Annotated in this window: 13 protein-coding genes; 9 read left to right on the top strand and 4 right to left on the bottom strand. The window is 26.0% G+C overall.

Features of this window, described 5'->3' with window-relative positions:
- Positions 1-9 precede the first annotated feature (9 nt).
- The 6 genes from I4U66_RS06875 to I4U66_RS06850 all read left to right on the top strand — a co-directional run bounded on the left by I4U66_RS06875 (position 10) and on the right by I4U66_RS06850 (position 4,982).
- Complete coding sequence (locus I4U66_RS06875) at positions 10-708, top strand: response regulator (RefSeq protein WP_092925280.1); 699 nt, start codon at positions 10-12, stop codon at positions 706-708.
- 155 nt (positions 709-863) lie between these two features.
- On the top strand, positions 864-1,493 hold the full coding sequence (locus tag I4U66_RS06870; RefSeq protein WP_092925282.1) for a DNA-3-methyladenine glycosylase: 630 nt from the start codon (positions 864-866) through the stop codon (positions 1,491-1,493).
- A gap of 52 nt (positions 1,494-1,545) precedes the next feature.
- Positions 1,546-2,244, top strand: coding sequence for a response regulator transcription factor (locus tag I4U66_RS06865; protein WP_195928641.1), 699 nt, complete (start codon positions 1,546-1,548; stop codon positions 2,242-2,244).
- A 77-nt stretch (positions 2,245-2,321) separates the two neighbouring features.
- The gene (locus tag I4U66_RS06860) at positions 2,322-3,239 is read left to right on the top strand and encodes an ATP-binding cassette domain-containing protein (protein WP_092925286.1); all 918 of its coding nucleotides are present in this window, start codon (positions 2,322-2,324) and stop codon (positions 3,237-3,239) included.
- On the top strand, positions 3,239-4,036 hold the full coding sequence (locus tag I4U66_RS06855; RefSeq protein ID WP_195928640.1) for a hypothetical protein: 798 nt from the start codon (positions 3,239-3,241) through the stop codon (positions 4,034-4,036). Before I4U66_RS06860 ends, I4U66_RS06855 begins: the two co-directional genes overlap by 1 nt.
- Positions 4,037-4,067: 31 nt before the next feature.
- Positions 4,068-4,982, top strand: coding sequence for a sensor histidine kinase (locus tag I4U66_RS06850; protein WP_092925290.1), 915 nt, complete (start codon positions 4,068-4,070; stop codon positions 4,980-4,982).
- Between the two features lie 135 nt (positions 4,983-5,117).
- On the opposite strand, the gene I4U66_RS06845 is transcribed toward I4U66_RS06850, so the two are convergent.
- A complete protein-coding gene (locus I4U66_RS06845; RefSeq protein ID WP_092925292.1) occupies positions 5,118-5,732 on the bottom strand; it encodes a hypothetical protein in 615 nt (204 codons plus the stop codon).
- A gap of 186 nt (positions 5,733-5,918) precedes the next feature.
- Between I4U66_RS06845 and I4U66_RS06840 the strand changes: the two genes are divergently transcribed.
- The 3 genes from I4U66_RS06840 (at position 5,919) to I4U66_RS06830 (ending at position 9,722) form a co-directional block, all read left to right on the top strand.
- Positions 5,919-7,184 (top strand): SulP family inorganic anion transporter, encoded by a 1,266-nt coding sequence (locus tag I4U66_RS06840; RefSeq protein WP_330383727.1) that lies wholly within the window; start codon positions 5,919-5,921, stop codon positions 7,182-7,184.
- 143 nt (positions 7,185-7,327) lie between these two features.
- On the top strand, positions 7,328-8,101 hold the full coding sequence (locus I4U66_RS06835) for an ABC transporter ATP-binding protein (RefSeq protein WP_092925294.1): 774 nt from the start codon (positions 7,328-7,330) through the stop codon (positions 8,099-8,101).
- Position 8,102: 1 nt separating this feature from the next.
- The gene (locus I4U66_RS06830) at positions 8,103-9,722 is read left to right on the top strand and encodes a hypothetical protein (RefSeq protein ID WP_195928639.1); all 1,620 of its coding nucleotides are present in this window, start codon (positions 8,103-8,105) and stop codon (positions 9,720-9,722) included.
- 52 nt (positions 9,723-9,774) lie between these two features.
- Here I4U66_RS06830 and aspD read toward each other — a convergent pair whose 3' ends face one another.
- From aspD to I4U66_RS06815, 3 genes are all read right to left on the bottom strand, one after another.
- Positions 9,775-11,400, bottom strand: coding sequence for an aspartate 4-decarboxylase (gene aspD / locus I4U66_RS06825; protein ID WP_195928638.1), 1,626 nt, complete (start codon positions 11,398-11,400; stop codon positions 9,775-9,777).
- Positions 11,401-12,228: 828 nt separating this feature from the next.
- Positions 12,229-13,524, bottom strand: coding sequence for a DUF1002 domain-containing protein (locus tag I4U66_RS06820; RefSeq protein WP_195238205.1), 1,296 nt, complete (start codon positions 13,522-13,524; stop codon positions 12,229-12,231).
- Positions 13,525-13,730: 206 nt separating this feature from the next.
- Complete coding sequence (locus I4U66_RS06815) at positions 13,731-14,669, bottom strand: CAP domain-containing protein (protein WP_195928637.1); 939 nt, start codon at positions 14,667-14,669, stop codon at positions 13,731-13,733.
- Positions 14,670-14,742: the final 73 nt, after the last annotated feature.

Below are 14,742 nucleotides of genomic sequence, written 5' to 3'. Positions count from 1 at the left end.
GGAAATAAAATGAGTAAATATCTTATATTAATTATAGAAGATGACAGTACAATAAGAAAATTTATAAATGCATCACTAACAACACAAGACTATATGGTTAAAGAAGCAACAACTGGTAAAGAAGGTATATCTCTTTGTATGTCTTACTCTCCAGATGTCATATTACTAGATTTAGGTCTTGAAGATATAGATGGTATAGAGGTCATAAAAAATATAAGAAATTTGAGTGATGTACCTATAATAGTAGTATCAGCAAGAGAACAAGATAGAGAAAAAGTAGAAGCTTTTGATATGGGAGCAGATGATTATATAACAAAGCCATTTTCTGTAGCTGAACTATTAGCTAGGGTTAGAGTAGCTATTAGACATTCGCAAAAAAATAAGCCTAAGGCTATAATTAAAAATAATTTTGATTATAAAGATTTATATATAGATTTTGACAAAAGGAAGGTAACAATTAAAAATGAAGAAATACATCTAACTCCTATTGAATATGATATATTATCTTTACTTGTAAGATATCATGGTAAAGTTCTTACACACAAGTTTATTGCAAAAGAAATATGGGGAAGTACGCTTGGAGGTGAAATAAAATCATTAAGAGTATTTATGGCAACGATAAGAAGAAAAATTGAAAAAGAACCAGCAAATCCAGAATATATAATAACTGAAATAGGTATAGGATATAAGTTAAATGATGAATTATAAAAAGAATAATAAAAAAGAGTACTTAGTCTAAATAGAATAGTACTCTTTTTTTATAGTAAAATTAAATGTATCTAATATAGATATTAAATTTATTCAATTTGATACATACTAATCATATGACATTAAAATATATAAAAAACAAGGAGGTATAATATTTGAATAAAGATTTTTTTAATAAAGATGGTATAGAAGTGGCTAAAGGTATATTAGGTAAATATTTAATAAGAAAATACAACAATGAAACAATAGTAACAAAAATCGTAGAAACTGAAAGCTACATGGGAAAAGATGATAAAGCATCACATGTATATAATGATAAAAAAAGCAATAGAACAGCACCTCTTTATTTAGAAGGCGGTCATATATATGTATACTTAATATATGGTATGTACAATTGTTTAAATATATCTGCAAACAAGGAAAATATACCAGAATGTGTACTTATAAGAGCAGTAGAACCTATTAAAGAAATAGATGAGATATCTTTTAATAGATATAAAAAACATTATAAAGACTTAAATTCATATCAGAAAAAAAATATAACTAATGGACCAGGGAAGCTTTGTATGGCACTTAATATAGGTAGAGATTTAAATAGTAAAAGTATACTAGGTGAAGAACTTTTTATAAGTGATTTTTATTATGAAGGAAATAAGAAAATATATAGTAGTAATGATTTTGAAATAATAAATAGTAAAAGAGTTAATATAGATTACGCTAAAGAAGCTAAAGATTATTTATGGAGATTTTATATAAAAGACAATAAATTCGTCTCTGTTAAATAAATGTGAGTTTATGGTACAATTATATAAATAACAAATTAATAAAGGGGATATTATGAGGAAAAATACAAAAATATTAGTGGTTGAAGATGATATAAGCATAAATAAGCTCTTATGTGATATGCTAAGGCAAAATGGATATGATATAATATCTGCCTTTTCAGGTACAGAGGCTATTATAAATATAAAGTATGAAAATATATCTATGGTACTTTTAGATATAATGCTACCAGGAAAAAATGGAGAAGATGTACTTTATTATATAAGAAAAGAAATGGATATACCTACAATAGTTATATCTGCTAGAGAGGAGATAGATTTAAAGGTAAAAATACTAAAAATGGGAGCGGATGATTATATAACAAAGCCTTTTGATATAGATGAGGTGCTAGCTAGAATAGAAACGAATTTAAGACGATATAAAATAGGTAAAAATACTATAAATGAAGATGTAATAAGCTTTAAAGATATAAAAATGAATAATATACAAAGAGAAGTAACCGTTAATGATAAATTAATAGAATTTACTAATATAGAATATAAAATTTTAAATATATTTATAAAAAATCCAAATAAGGTATTTACAAAAGCTAATTTATTTGAAAGTGTTTGGGAAGATGAATTTTTAGGAGATGACAATACTATAACAGTACATATTAGTAATATTAGAAATAAACTATCTAAATATGGAATACATAAAGAATACATACAAACTGTATGGGGAATAGGATATAAGCTAATAGATAAAAATTAATACTTTCTTAATAATTTCTTTATGCTTTATTAGAACTTAAATCTTAATATATAGGTATAAAGGAAGGAGAAGGGGCCATGAAAGAATATATACTAAAAACTTACAATATAAGTAAGAAATATAAGAAAAACTTAGTCGTAGATAATGTAAGTATATCTGTAAAAAGAGGGGATATATATGGATTTATCGGTCAAAATGGAGCTGGTAAAACTACTATAATGAAAATGATAACGGGATTAGTCAATCCTAGCGAAGGATATATAGAAATATTTAAAGAAGTAGAGAAAAATAAAATAAATAAAGAAAGAAAAAGATTAGGAGCACTTATAGAAACACCAGCTTTATATTTAGATATGAGTGCTAGTGAAAATTTAGAAGTATTAAGAATACAAAAAGGAATACCAGGAAGTAGTTGTGTAAATGAAAAGTTAAAGATGGTAGGATTAGAAAATACAGGCAAAAAGAAAGTTAAGCAGTTTTCATTAGGAATGAAACAAAGACTAGGAATAGCTATGGCATTACTATCTGATCCTGAAATTTTAATACTTGATGAACCTGTAAATGGACTAGATCCTAAGGGAATAGTTGAAATAAGAGATTTATTAAAAAAATTAAATAAAGAAAAGAATATGACAATAATTATATCGAGTCATTTATTAAGCGAGTTAAATCAAGTAGCAACTTGCTATGGGATAATAAATAATGGAAAATTAATAGAAGAAATAAGCCAAAAGGAGTTATATGATAAATGTAAAAAGGCTCTTAGAATAAAGGTAGATGATATAAACAAAGCTGTAGTTTGTTTAGAATCTGTATTAAAAACTACTAATTTTAAAGTATTAAAAAATAATACTATAAAATTATATGATTATATAGATAACCAAATAGAAGTATCTAAAGCTCTTATTAGTTCTAATGTAATAACTGAAGAAATTGTATCTATTGGAGATGATTTAGAAGATTACTTTATGAACTTAATAGGAGGTAGATTATAATGGAAAATTTAATTAAGTCAGAACTGTACAAGCTAAGAAAAAGTAAAGTTTTTATAAAAATGCTACTAATAACTCTAATTCCATTATTATTAGGATTAGGTCTTCACATATTTAAGCCTCAAGGAGATGAAATTCTTAGCTTAATAGTAACTTTTATAAATAACAGAAAATATGGATTTACTATGAATGATTTTAGCAATATAAAAAATTTAAGTGCTCAAGATTTTTTATTCTCAGCAATAGGATTTACAGCTGTTACGTATATGATTTTAGTATATTTTGTAGGAAATATAGTTGTAGATGAATACGTAGATAAAACTATAATGCATAAGATAAACTATGGATATAGCAGAACGAGTATATATATATCAAAGTTAATAGTTTCATTTATAGGGGTAAGTATTATAGCTTTATTTCCAATAATACTCAATACATTAATAGGCGGATTAATGTATGAATTTGGAAATTTTGATATTTTAAAAATATCAAAGTTTTTAACTTTATATATGCTACTATTATACGCATCTACAAGTTTTTATGTACTTTTAGCTAGTATAATGAATATAAAATCAGAACTTATGGGATTTGGAGTATTAATCCTACTTTTACCAGCATTTTTGACAGAAAAAAATGTATTGTATTTAACTAAATATATTCCATATGGTGGATTACTTGATATTTGTGGAAAATATCCAAGTAATGAGGTTATGGTAAGTTTAGGATTAAATGCTATAATAGTTATAATAATAACATCTACACTTGGATGTATATTAATAAATAAACAAGATACTAAATAAATTTATGATAGAAAAGGAGAATGAGTAAATTATGATAGCAATATTCTTTGGAGTAATTATTATAATATTACTCATCTATTTATTTTCTATAAAAAAGGAAATAAGAAACATTACAAAACAGCTGAAATACTATAATGAAAATAAAACTAATAAAAAGATAGATATAAAGTTAATAGATAAAGATCTAGAAATGTTGGCTTATAATATCAATAATCAAATAGATATAATAGAAGCTACAAATATAAATAAAAAACTAAGAGAAGAAAATTTAAAGCAGTCAATAGCAAGTATATCTCATGATTTGAGAACACCTTTAACATCTATACTTGGGTATGTTCAAATGCTAAAGAGTGATAAAGTAAATGAGGAAAGTAAGAATGAATATATAAATACGATTCAAGAACGTTCAAAGCGACTTGAAATATTACTTGATGAGTTTTTTAAACTATCACTTATAGAACTGGATAGTTATAAATTGAATATAAAAAAGGATAATTTAAATAATATTATATATAATATAATAGCTAGTTTCTATGAAGATTTTACAAATAAAAATATAAAGCCAAATATATATGTAGAAGAAAAAGACATAATTGTAAGTATAGATAGTAATGCTTTTACTAGAGTTATAGAAAATGTAATATCTAATAGTCTTAAGTATTCTAAGTCAGATATAGATATAATAATAAAAAAAGAAAAAGAGTTTGCTATAGTTAAGTTTATAGAATATAATACTAATCTTAATAGTGAAGATATAGATAACATGTTTAATAGATTTTACAAAAAAGATAAAACAAGAAATAATGATAGTACAGGTCTAGGACTTTATATAGCCAAAAGTTTAATGCAAAAAATGAATGGTGATATAAATGCTACTCTTAGAAATTATGATTTAGTAATAAGCTGTAAGTTAAATTTAAATACTAAAAAACATGATAAAGATTAAGCAAATATTAATTTAGAAGTATATCTTTAAAAATTTAAATATAACCTAACTTATTTAAAACAACGAAAAAGAGTACATTCATAGATTAAAATTAAAATCTATGAATGTACTCTTTTCATATAAAAACACATTAATTTAAGCAATTTTAAAATATTTTTTATTCATTAAATCTTCATATATGTGAAGGTCTTTTTTATTTATTCTAAGAGTCTTAGATATACTACCATAGTATAGTGTAAGATCTACATATTTAGAACCAGCCACTAAATAACCAAACTTATAACCAGTAAGTTCATCCCAAGAATGTAAAACTCCATCATTAAATATTATGCCTTCATCAAATACTTTATTTTTAGTATTATTATGTTCAAGTATAGACACAAATAAAAGTAGTAAAGATATTAATATAAAAGTTAACAAACTTAAAAATATAAATTGTTGCTTAAAAGAAACATTAAAAAAGTTATATAATGTACTAAATCTAAAATCATTTAATGCAGGTAGTATATAAAATATAAGTAAAAGTGCTAAAAAAGAATAATCTGTAATTTCTTTACAGTCAACATTTATTATATGAGTAACTTGTTTTTTAGAATGATTTCTATTAATAGGCACTTTTATAGAATAATATATAGCAAATAGATTAACACAAATTATTGGAATTATAAAAATAGTTATATTCTGTATCATTATAGATGATATGAAAAATATGAATAAGAATATAAATAATCGTCTAAATATTTTAGTCAAAATAGACACCTCCACAAAATTATCATAAGCATATTATACCACTAAAAATTATAAAAACATAATTTGAAAACTAATAAATAGGGATGTATAAAATTTTTAAAATAAATATAAGAAATTTTTTTGACTTTATTGTAAAGTAGGAGTATTATGTATAAGGATGAAATTTATTGGAGGGAAAAACAGAATATGTCGCCAAAGTTATTTACAATGTTTAAGCAAAATGAATTAAGTGGTGAGCAAGTGAGAAAAGATATAGTAGCAGGATTTATAGTAGCAATTATAGCATTACCATTATCAATAGCTCTTGCTATATCTTCAGGTGTATCACCAGAAAAAGGTCTTATTACTGCAATATTTGCAGGATTTATCATATCTTTCCTTGGAGGAAGTAAAGTTCAAATTGGAGGGCCAACAGGAGCCTTTGTTGTAATAGTCTATGGTATTGTGAAAATGTACGGTATGGATGGTCTTATAACAGCAACTATTATGGCAGGTATACTTCTTGTAATAATGGGTCTTTTAAAATTTGGAAATCTTATAGAATATGTTCCTCATACTGTTACAGTAGGATTTACTAGTGGTATAGCAGTAACTTTACTTATAACTCAAATCAAAGATTTACTAGGTCTTAAAATAAATGATGTTCCAGCAGAAGCTATAGGAAAAATAGAAAGCTACATACATAATATAAATACATTTGATATGATGACTTTCATAGTGGGTATAGCATGTATATTAATTATGATATACTGGCCAAAAATAAATAAAACTGTACCAGCATCTATAATAGCATTAATACTTTCAACAGTAGTTGTAAATGTTTTTAGCTTAAATGTAGACACTATAGGAAGTGTATATACTAACATATCAGCAAGCATACCAATGCCAAGTGTGCCAAGTTTTAGTATAGATAAAATAGTATCCTTAATACAACCAGCTATAACTATAGCAGTATTAGCTGGGATAGAATCACTTCTTTCTTGTGTAGTATCAGATAATATGATAAATGACAAACATGATTCTAATATGGAGCTTGTAGCACAAGGACTTGGAAACATAGCATCAGCACTATTTGGTGGGATACCAGCAACTGGAGCAATAGCAAGAACAGCAGCGAATGTAAAAAATGGTGGGAAAAGTCCTATATCAGGTATGGTACATGCAATAACTCTTCTTTTAATAATGGTAGTTTTAATGCCACTTGCAAAAATGATACCTATGACAGTTTTATCTGCGATATTAATAATAGTATCTTATAATATGGGTGAGTGGAAAGAAATGAAAGAAATGATGAGCTTACCTAAAAAAGATGTAGTAGTTCTTTTAGCTACATTTATATTAACTATAGTATTTGACTTAGTTATCGCTATAGCAGTTGGAATGACTATACATATAGTAGCTAACATAGTACTTAAGAATAAAGTTGATAGTGAGATAGAAGATGTAGCATAAATTATAAAAAATACTACCTAATTAGGTAGTATTTTTGTTTACTAAGAGATTAAATATTTTTAAAATAGTGAGTTTAACTTAGTTTGTTAGATAGATATACCTATGTTATAATTAGATGTAAAACGTATTCAGGGAGGTAGAATATGAATGTTATAGAAATAAAAGACCTAAGGATGAATTACGGTCAAAAAGAAGTTTTAAAGGGGATCAATCTAAATATAGATAGGGGAAATATTATAGGGTATATAGGATCAAATGGAGCAGGTAAAAGTACTACTATAAAAATACTACTGGGATTAGTTAAGGGATATAGCGGTAGCGTATATATATTTGGGAATGATATAGAAGATATTAATAATAAATATAAAAATAAAATAGGTTATGTTCCTGAAGTAGCCAAAGTCTATGAAAGTTTAACAGCTAGAGAATACTTAACTTTTATTGGCCAAGTGTATGGGCTAAGTTATGAAAAGAGTGATAAAAAAGCTAGAAGGCTTATGGAAATACTTAAAATAGAACATGCTTATGAGTCTAGACTATCATCATTTTCAAAAGGAATGAAGCAAAAGGTAGTTATAATAAGCTCAATGCTTCACAATCCAGACATATTATTTTTAGATGAACCATTAAGTGGACTTGATGCTAATAGTGTACTTTTAATAAAAGAAATACTACACAAATTAAAGCAAGAAGGAAAGACTATATTTTACTCATCTCACATAATGGAAGTTGTTGAAAAAATAAGCGATAGAATAATACTTCTAGATAAAGGAAATATTGTAGCAGATGGTAACTTTGAACAAATAAAAAATACTAATTTTGAAGGTTCTTTAGAAGAGATATTTAACCAGCTAACAGGATTTGAAGAACATTCAAATCTGTCTGATGAATTTATAAAAGTATTAAAAGAGGTGTAGCATGAAAGACTCTTTTATTTTAAAAATACTAGATATATTTAAATATTTATATACTAAAGCTGGTGTAAATTATAGTTTAATGCGACTTATAGTTAAGCATAAACTTATAATGGATGGTAGACGTGGGCAGCGCAATATAAGTAGCAATGAAGAAGGTAAAGATAAAAATAATTTTTATATAAGCTTAATAATATATGCAATTGTTGGGTTAGCATCAGCACCTATTATAACACTAGATATTAACCCTATTGTAAAAATGAGTTTATATTTTAGTTTTTTTATGGTTATGATCTTAAGTGTATTTGTATCAGATTTTTCAAGTGTAATACTTGATATAAATGATAAAGATATATTAGAAACTAAAGGCGTAGATGTAAAAACTCTAAATGCAGCTAAATTTACACATATATTTATATATATGACATTACTTAGCTTATCAATAAGTATAGCAGCTATACTTTGTAGTATTAGATATGGTATTAAGTTTATATTATTATTTATACTAAATATATTTTTAATAAATGTATTTATGATTATAGTTACTGCCATAATGTATTTTGTCATATTAAAGTTATTTAGTGGAGAAAGGCTAAAGGATGTCTTAAATGCTTTTCAAGCTTTATTTATATTGGTATTTATACTAGGATATCAAGTTGTAGCAAGAGCATTTACCTTTGTAGATTTACAATTTGTATATGAACCAAAGTTTTGGAATCTACTACTTCCTCCTATGTGGTTTGGTTCAAGCTTTAATCTTTTATATAATATAGATGTAAATAATTTAATTATAATCATGAGTGGATTAGCTATTGTAGTTCCTATAGTATCTATATTCGTATATGTAAAGCTAATACCAAGATTTGAATATAACCTTCAAAAATTAAATGATAATACTTATGTCAATAAAAAATTTAAAGAAAAATTAAGTATAAAAGTTAGTAAACTAATATGTAAAGATAAAGAAGAAAGAGCATTCTTTAACTTTGTATATGATATTCTTAAAAAAGATAGAGAGTTTAAAACAAAAGTATATCCATCATTAGTTATGGGGGCATTTATGCCATTTTTAATGATGATTAGTAGCTTTAGGAGTGATAATAATTTTTTAACAGAACTTAGATCTGAGCCAGTATATCTATTAATGTACTTTTTTGTGCTTATGAGCCAAAGTATATTAACAACTCTGAAATTTTCTAAAGAATATGAAGCTAGTTGGATATATGATATACTTCCGATAAATAATAAGAAAAATATATATACAGCAGCTTTTAAAGCTAGTATATATCTTTTAATACTTCCTTTATTTATATTAATGAGTATAGGATTTATAATAATATTATCACCAAAAGTTATAGTAGATTTAGCAATAGTATTTGTAGCTACTGTATTATCATCAATGATTACTTTTAAATTAAATGAAAAGCATATGCCATTTACTTGTGAATATCAAAATACTAATACAGCATCAAACATAGGAACTATGATAAAATCCATGGTGTTTGTTGGTGTAATAGCATTAGGTCATTTCTTACTTAGTAGTAGCATATTTTTAAAAGTAACTTATTTAATAGGTTTAGTAATTTTAGTTAGGTTAATATGGAATAAAGTATTTGAAGTATAAATAATTATATAAAAAGAGTAATCTTAATAAATTAAGATTACTCTTTTTATTTTTAGGCTTTTTTATATTCATTAAAGTAGTTATCTAGTACTTTTTTAAGAGAGTGACCTATTTCAGAATAGGCATCATCAAATAGATTAGCAAGTGATATTCTTATAGACCACTTAGGTCCAGCAAATCCACCTCCACCTAGTAAAACTATTGATGATTCCTCTGCTAAATCAAATAATATATCCACAGGATTGTAATTTATTTCTAAGTAATAAGAAAAATCTTCTCCATAGTAGTCTTTAGCTAAATCTAATACATCAAATTGAGTATAGTATGATGCATCATTTTTATCAAATTCTAAATCCATACCAAGACTATCAAATAATAACTTTTTACGAGTTCTACATATGTCTATTGTAAGGTTTTTGTATGAATCATTATTATCCATAAGAGATACTAATGATAAAAATGCCATTTGAACTTGTTGAGGAGTAGAAAGACCAGCAGTATGGTTTAGTGCAACTTGTCTACTATCTGCGACTAATCTATCTATAAATGGTACTTTTTCTGGATTAGTATTCATATCAGCATATCTTTTATTAGTTCTTTTTCTTATAGAGTATGGAAGTTCATTTATAAGTTTATCAAATACATTGTTGTGATGCAGTGCTAAAGTACCTAATCTCCAACCTGTTACACCAAAGTATTTAGAATATGAATAAGCACCTATTGTGTTATATGGTAACTCCGACATTAAAGACTTAAATCCATGGACAAAAGTTCCATAAACATCATCAGATATAATCATTAAATTAGGATTATGATTTTTAACTATATTTACTATTTTACTAGTACTTTCAGGAGATATAGCCATTGATGGTGGATTACTAGGATTTACAACAAATAGAGCTTTTATATCTTTATCACAAAGCTTTTCAAGTTCTTTATCAGTACATTGCCATGTATGTTTTCCATCAGGCGTTTTCTCATCTGCATTTATATATACAACATCAAATTCATATCTTGGTAGATGAGGTATTTCTAAATATGGAGTAAATACTGGTGTCATTATAGCTATTTTATCTCCTTTTAAAAGTAGATTATTAGCTATTAATGAGTCAAATACATAACACATTGCAGCAGTAGCACCCTCAACAGCAAAAATGTCAAAATCTCCACCTTTTAAAGTATCGTATTTAAGCTCTTTAGTTAAATAAGCCTTAACTATTTTTTCTATATGAATAAGCATTCTATCTGGAAATGGGTAGTTATCCCCAATTATTGCATCAGTTATTTCATGTAAAAAATCATCAGAATTAAATCCTAATTCGTATACGCAAAACTCAACCATTTTACGTAGAAAATCTACTTCTGGAAGATTAGAGTTATTATCTAGATATGTAAAAAATCTTTTAGATATATCTTTTTTTCTTGGCATACCAGATAAAGGTCCATTATTCCAAGTGTGTTTACTTTCTTCAATAGCAAAATGCCCAAAAGTGAAAAATGCGTTACGAGGAGCATGTGCTATCCAGTTAGGATTACCTCTTCCCGCATCAAGTAATGTACGTGTACTTTTCTTAGAAGGATTAGTTGCTAATTCTAAAAGTTTGTTTTTAAATTCAAATGGACTGATTTTTCCATAGATGTTTTCTAGTTCTTGTCTCTTAATATTAATCGGTTCCATGATAGTATCTCCTTAATTTAATTATATGACATTTATCTCTTTTTTATAGCACATTAGAAATTATAATCATTTTAAAGTTTAGATTAGATAAAATCTTTGTACATGCACTTTTAGAAAGTTTTCATTTATAAAATATAAAATTTTAAAAAAGGCTTTCTTATTTAAGATAATTATAATAAAATTGCTTTAAAAAGACAATATAATACATATAAACTGCTTAAAATATAAATAAAAAGTATGTATATACTAAAAATATTAAAGTTTATAAATGGTTTTATTAATATAATATCTTATTTAATTAATTAATATACTAAATAAATGAAATGCGAAAAATCTGAAAAGTCATAAAATTGTCTAAATTGTTGACTAAGTTAAATAAATAATTATAATAAGAAGTTAAGTGTTATAGGAGCTATAAGTTTAGCAAATATTATAAATACTATTATAACTAGTATTATATCTAGAAAAAGAGAAATAGGTATACTTTAAGCTATAGGCATGAGTGATAAATAATTACTTAAAATGCTAAAGTTAGAAGGGTCATTTTACACATTTATTACTCTAATTTTATCATTTAGTGTAGGGATTGTTATTGGATATATAGTATATAAAGTTATGAAAAATAGTGGGGTGTACTATGTAGTTTATAAATTCCTGTAATAGCAATGTTTTAGTTCATTTATAGGAAAATTTATAAATAAGTTATTTAACAAAGAGTCATTAATAGATAGAGTAAGATATAGTGAATAGAAGAATAAATTATAATACAAAAAAGGTATCAGATTCTAATCTGATACCTTTTAATTTATAGACATTTTTTAATTAATTTTACTGTGCAGGGGGTATCTCTGCGTTTGAACTATCATTTTGGTTTGTATTTTGTGATGGCATTTCAGTAGAGTTATTCTCACTATTTGTAGTATCTTGTGAATTATTATTTTCTTCATTTGATACTGGTATATCTTTACCTTCATTAGTAGTATTTTCTACATTTGAACTGCCATCATTTGTAGTTGTTGTATTATTTGGCGTTGATTCTTTAGTTGGAGCTTTTTCATCAGATGTAAATAATCCTGTAAGCCAGTTCCATACTTTAGCAAAGAATCCTTCAACTTCTTCACTAGATGGTAAATTAACAGCTTTATCATCTGTAGCATTTATAGTAGCATTTTCACCTAACATTTGGTCATTAGTATTTTCAAGTATACCTAGATCCTTATTTTGATCTTTACTGAATAAATTACCAAACCAATCTCCAATACCTTCAAACCATCCTTTTATAGTATCAAGTATTCCAGAGTTTTGTATACTTTCACCAAGATCTTTTAAGTTATTTTCAACAACATTAGATACATTTTCTAAAGTATCTTTCATGTCATTGTAATTGTAGTCTTGGCTAGCTATCTTTGACATTAAAGATTCTATTTGTTTAAATTGCTCATCAGATAGATTAACATTATAGTTATTAGTTATATTGTTTATAGTATCAGCAATTTGAACTGTATCCTTAGTGTTATTTTTTATGATTTCTGTTTTTATATCATTTATAACACCAGTAGCTTTATCCTGACCTATTGAATCACCTAAATCACCAGTTGTAACTAACTCTTCTGTAGCTAATTCCTTTTTCTCTTCTGAAAGTGACTTACCTGTAGCATCCTCAAATGCCTTCATAACACCTGTTAATGCACCAGTACCAGATACAGGGAATGGAGCTGCTGCTATTACGTTAGCATTTTCTATTCCTGCAGTAGATAAAGTAGTAGCTATCATTGCACTAGTTACCCAAGTTAAGTTTGCAGTTTTAACATTTATTCCATTTCCTTTTTTAGTTGGCTCAACATAAGAACAAGACATAGTAACTTTACCTAATTGTTCTTCAGTTGCAACTCCTTGTAAGTATTCTCTTTCTTCTTTGTTGTTAACTTCTATTATAACTGCCTGATTTTCATTAACACCAAAGTATTTTAACATTTGTTCTCTTTGAGAAGGGTTTAAGTTAGCACCTAGTGTAACAACACGTGAACCATCAGCAAATGCTACTCCTAAGTTTGCTATTGTTAAGCAAAGTGCAAGAGACAAACCTATAGCCTTTTTCTTAAAATTCTTAAATCCTTTATTCATAAATTTCATTCCTTTCAACTTTTAAAGTTAACCATAATACATTTCCAATATAGTATACTATAAACTATTTTTAGTATAAAGTGGATTACAAGATTGTAATAAAATCTTAATAAATAGTATGATTTCTGTTTGATAAAAATTTAGCATAAAAATTAAGCAAAATAAAAAGATAGTCATTTTTTATGACTACCTTTTTATTTGATTTATTATTTTCCGATAAACATTTGTGTCCAGTAAAGTTGTCCATTACTAGCTTTGGCAATACCAACACCTATATGAGTAAAGTTAGGACTTAGTATATTTTTTCTGTGGCCATCTGAGTTCATCCATGAATTCATAACATCTTGTGGATCTTTTTGTCCCATAGCGATGTTTTCTCCAGCAGCTTTGTAGTTTATACCAAATTGCTTCATCATATCAAATGGAGAACCGTAAGTTGGTGAATTATGATCAAAATATCCTCTATTTATCATATCTTGTGATTTTTTAGTAGCAACATTTGATAATGAGCTATCAAGTGTAAGTGGAGCTAAACCTCTTTTACTTCTTTCAGCATTTACTATATTTACAATTTCTCTTTGATAAGATGAGAAATTACCACTTTGAGCAGTTGAGTTGTCAGGAGTAGAAGGTTTATTATCTACATTAGTGTTATTGCTAGGAGTAGAAGGTTTATTATCTACATTAGTGTTATTGCTAGGAGTAGAAGGTTTATTATCTACATTAGTGTTATTGTTAGGAGTAGAAGGTTTACTATCTACATTAGTATTATTATTAGGAGTAGAAGGTTTATTATCTACATTAGTACTATTGTTAGGAGTAGAAGGTTTATTATCTACATTAGTATTATTGTTAGAAGTAGAAGGTTTTTTACATGCTTCAGAATTTTTATCAGGATTTAAAGCTGTTACAGAGTTATTTTTTAAATCAAATGAAAATTTAGGTACATTTGCTTTTATAGGACATAGTACGTCTAATGGAAGTTTAAAGTCAACTCCATTTATACATACATATATAGATTTTTTCTCACAATTAGATTTAATAGTATCTTTAGATAAAGCATTAACTGGAATCATTGAAGATGCAGTTGTAACACTTATTACACCTAAAGCTAATAAAGTTTTTATCTTTTTATTTAATTTCATAAAATAATACACCTCTTTGATTGAATATTTTTAAAATGTTACTGATTTGTAACCTTTAGATTAGGGGGGATCC

It is taken from the genome of Romboutsia sp. D33t1_170424_H2 (assembly GCF_015669105.1).
GTDB lineage: Bacteria > Bacillota > Clostridia > Peptostreptococcales > Peptostreptococcaceae > Romboutsia_C > Romboutsia_C hominis.
The sequence above is the reverse complement of the archived record's forward strand: the minus strand, read 5'-3'. Positions and strand labels throughout refer to the sequence as shown.

Bases quoted from the DNA above. Each gene is read 5' to 3' on its own strand.
- I4U66_RS06815 (WP_195928637.1), bottom strand. From the start codon at position 14,669: ATGAAATTAAATAAAAAGATAAAAACTTTATTAGCTTTAGGTGTAATA.
- I4U66_RS06820 (WP_195238205.1), bottom strand. From the start codon at position 13,524: ATGAATAAAGGATTTAAGAATTTTAAGAAAAAGGCTATAGGTTTGTCT.
- I4U66_RS06865 (WP_195928641.1), top strand. From the start codon at position 1,546: ATGAGGAAAAATACAAAAATATTAGTGGTTGAAGATGATATAAGCATA.
- I4U66_RS06860 (WP_092925286.1), top strand. From the start codon at position 2,322: ATGAAAGAATATATACTAAAAACTTACAATATAAGTAAGAAATATAAG.
- I4U66_RS06840 (WP_330383727.1), top strand. From the start codon at position 5,919: ATGTCGCCAAAGTTATTTACAATGTTTAAGCAAAATGAATTAAGTGGT.
- I4U66_RS06850 (WP_092925290.1), top strand. From the start codon at position 4,068: ATGATAGCAATATTCTTTGGAGTAATTATTATAATATTACTCATCTAT.
- aspD (WP_195928638.1), bottom strand. From the start codon at position 11,400: ATGGAACCGATTAATATTAAGAGACAAGAACTAGAAAACATCTATGGA.
- I4U66_RS06875 (WP_092925280.1), top strand. From the start codon at position 10: ATGAGTAAATATCTTATATTAATTATAGAAGATGACAGTACAATAAGA.
- I4U66_RS06830 (WP_195928639.1), top strand. From the start codon at position 8,103: ATGAAAGACTCTTTTATTTTAAAAATACTAGATATATTTAAATATTTA.
- I4U66_RS06835 (WP_092925294.1), top strand. From the start codon at position 7,328: ATGAATGTTATAGAAATAAAAGACCTAAGGATGAATTACGGTCAAAAA.
- I4U66_RS06855 (WP_195928640.1), top strand. From the start codon at position 3,239: ATGGAAAATTTAATTAAGTCAGAACTGTACAAGCTAAGAAAAAGTAAA.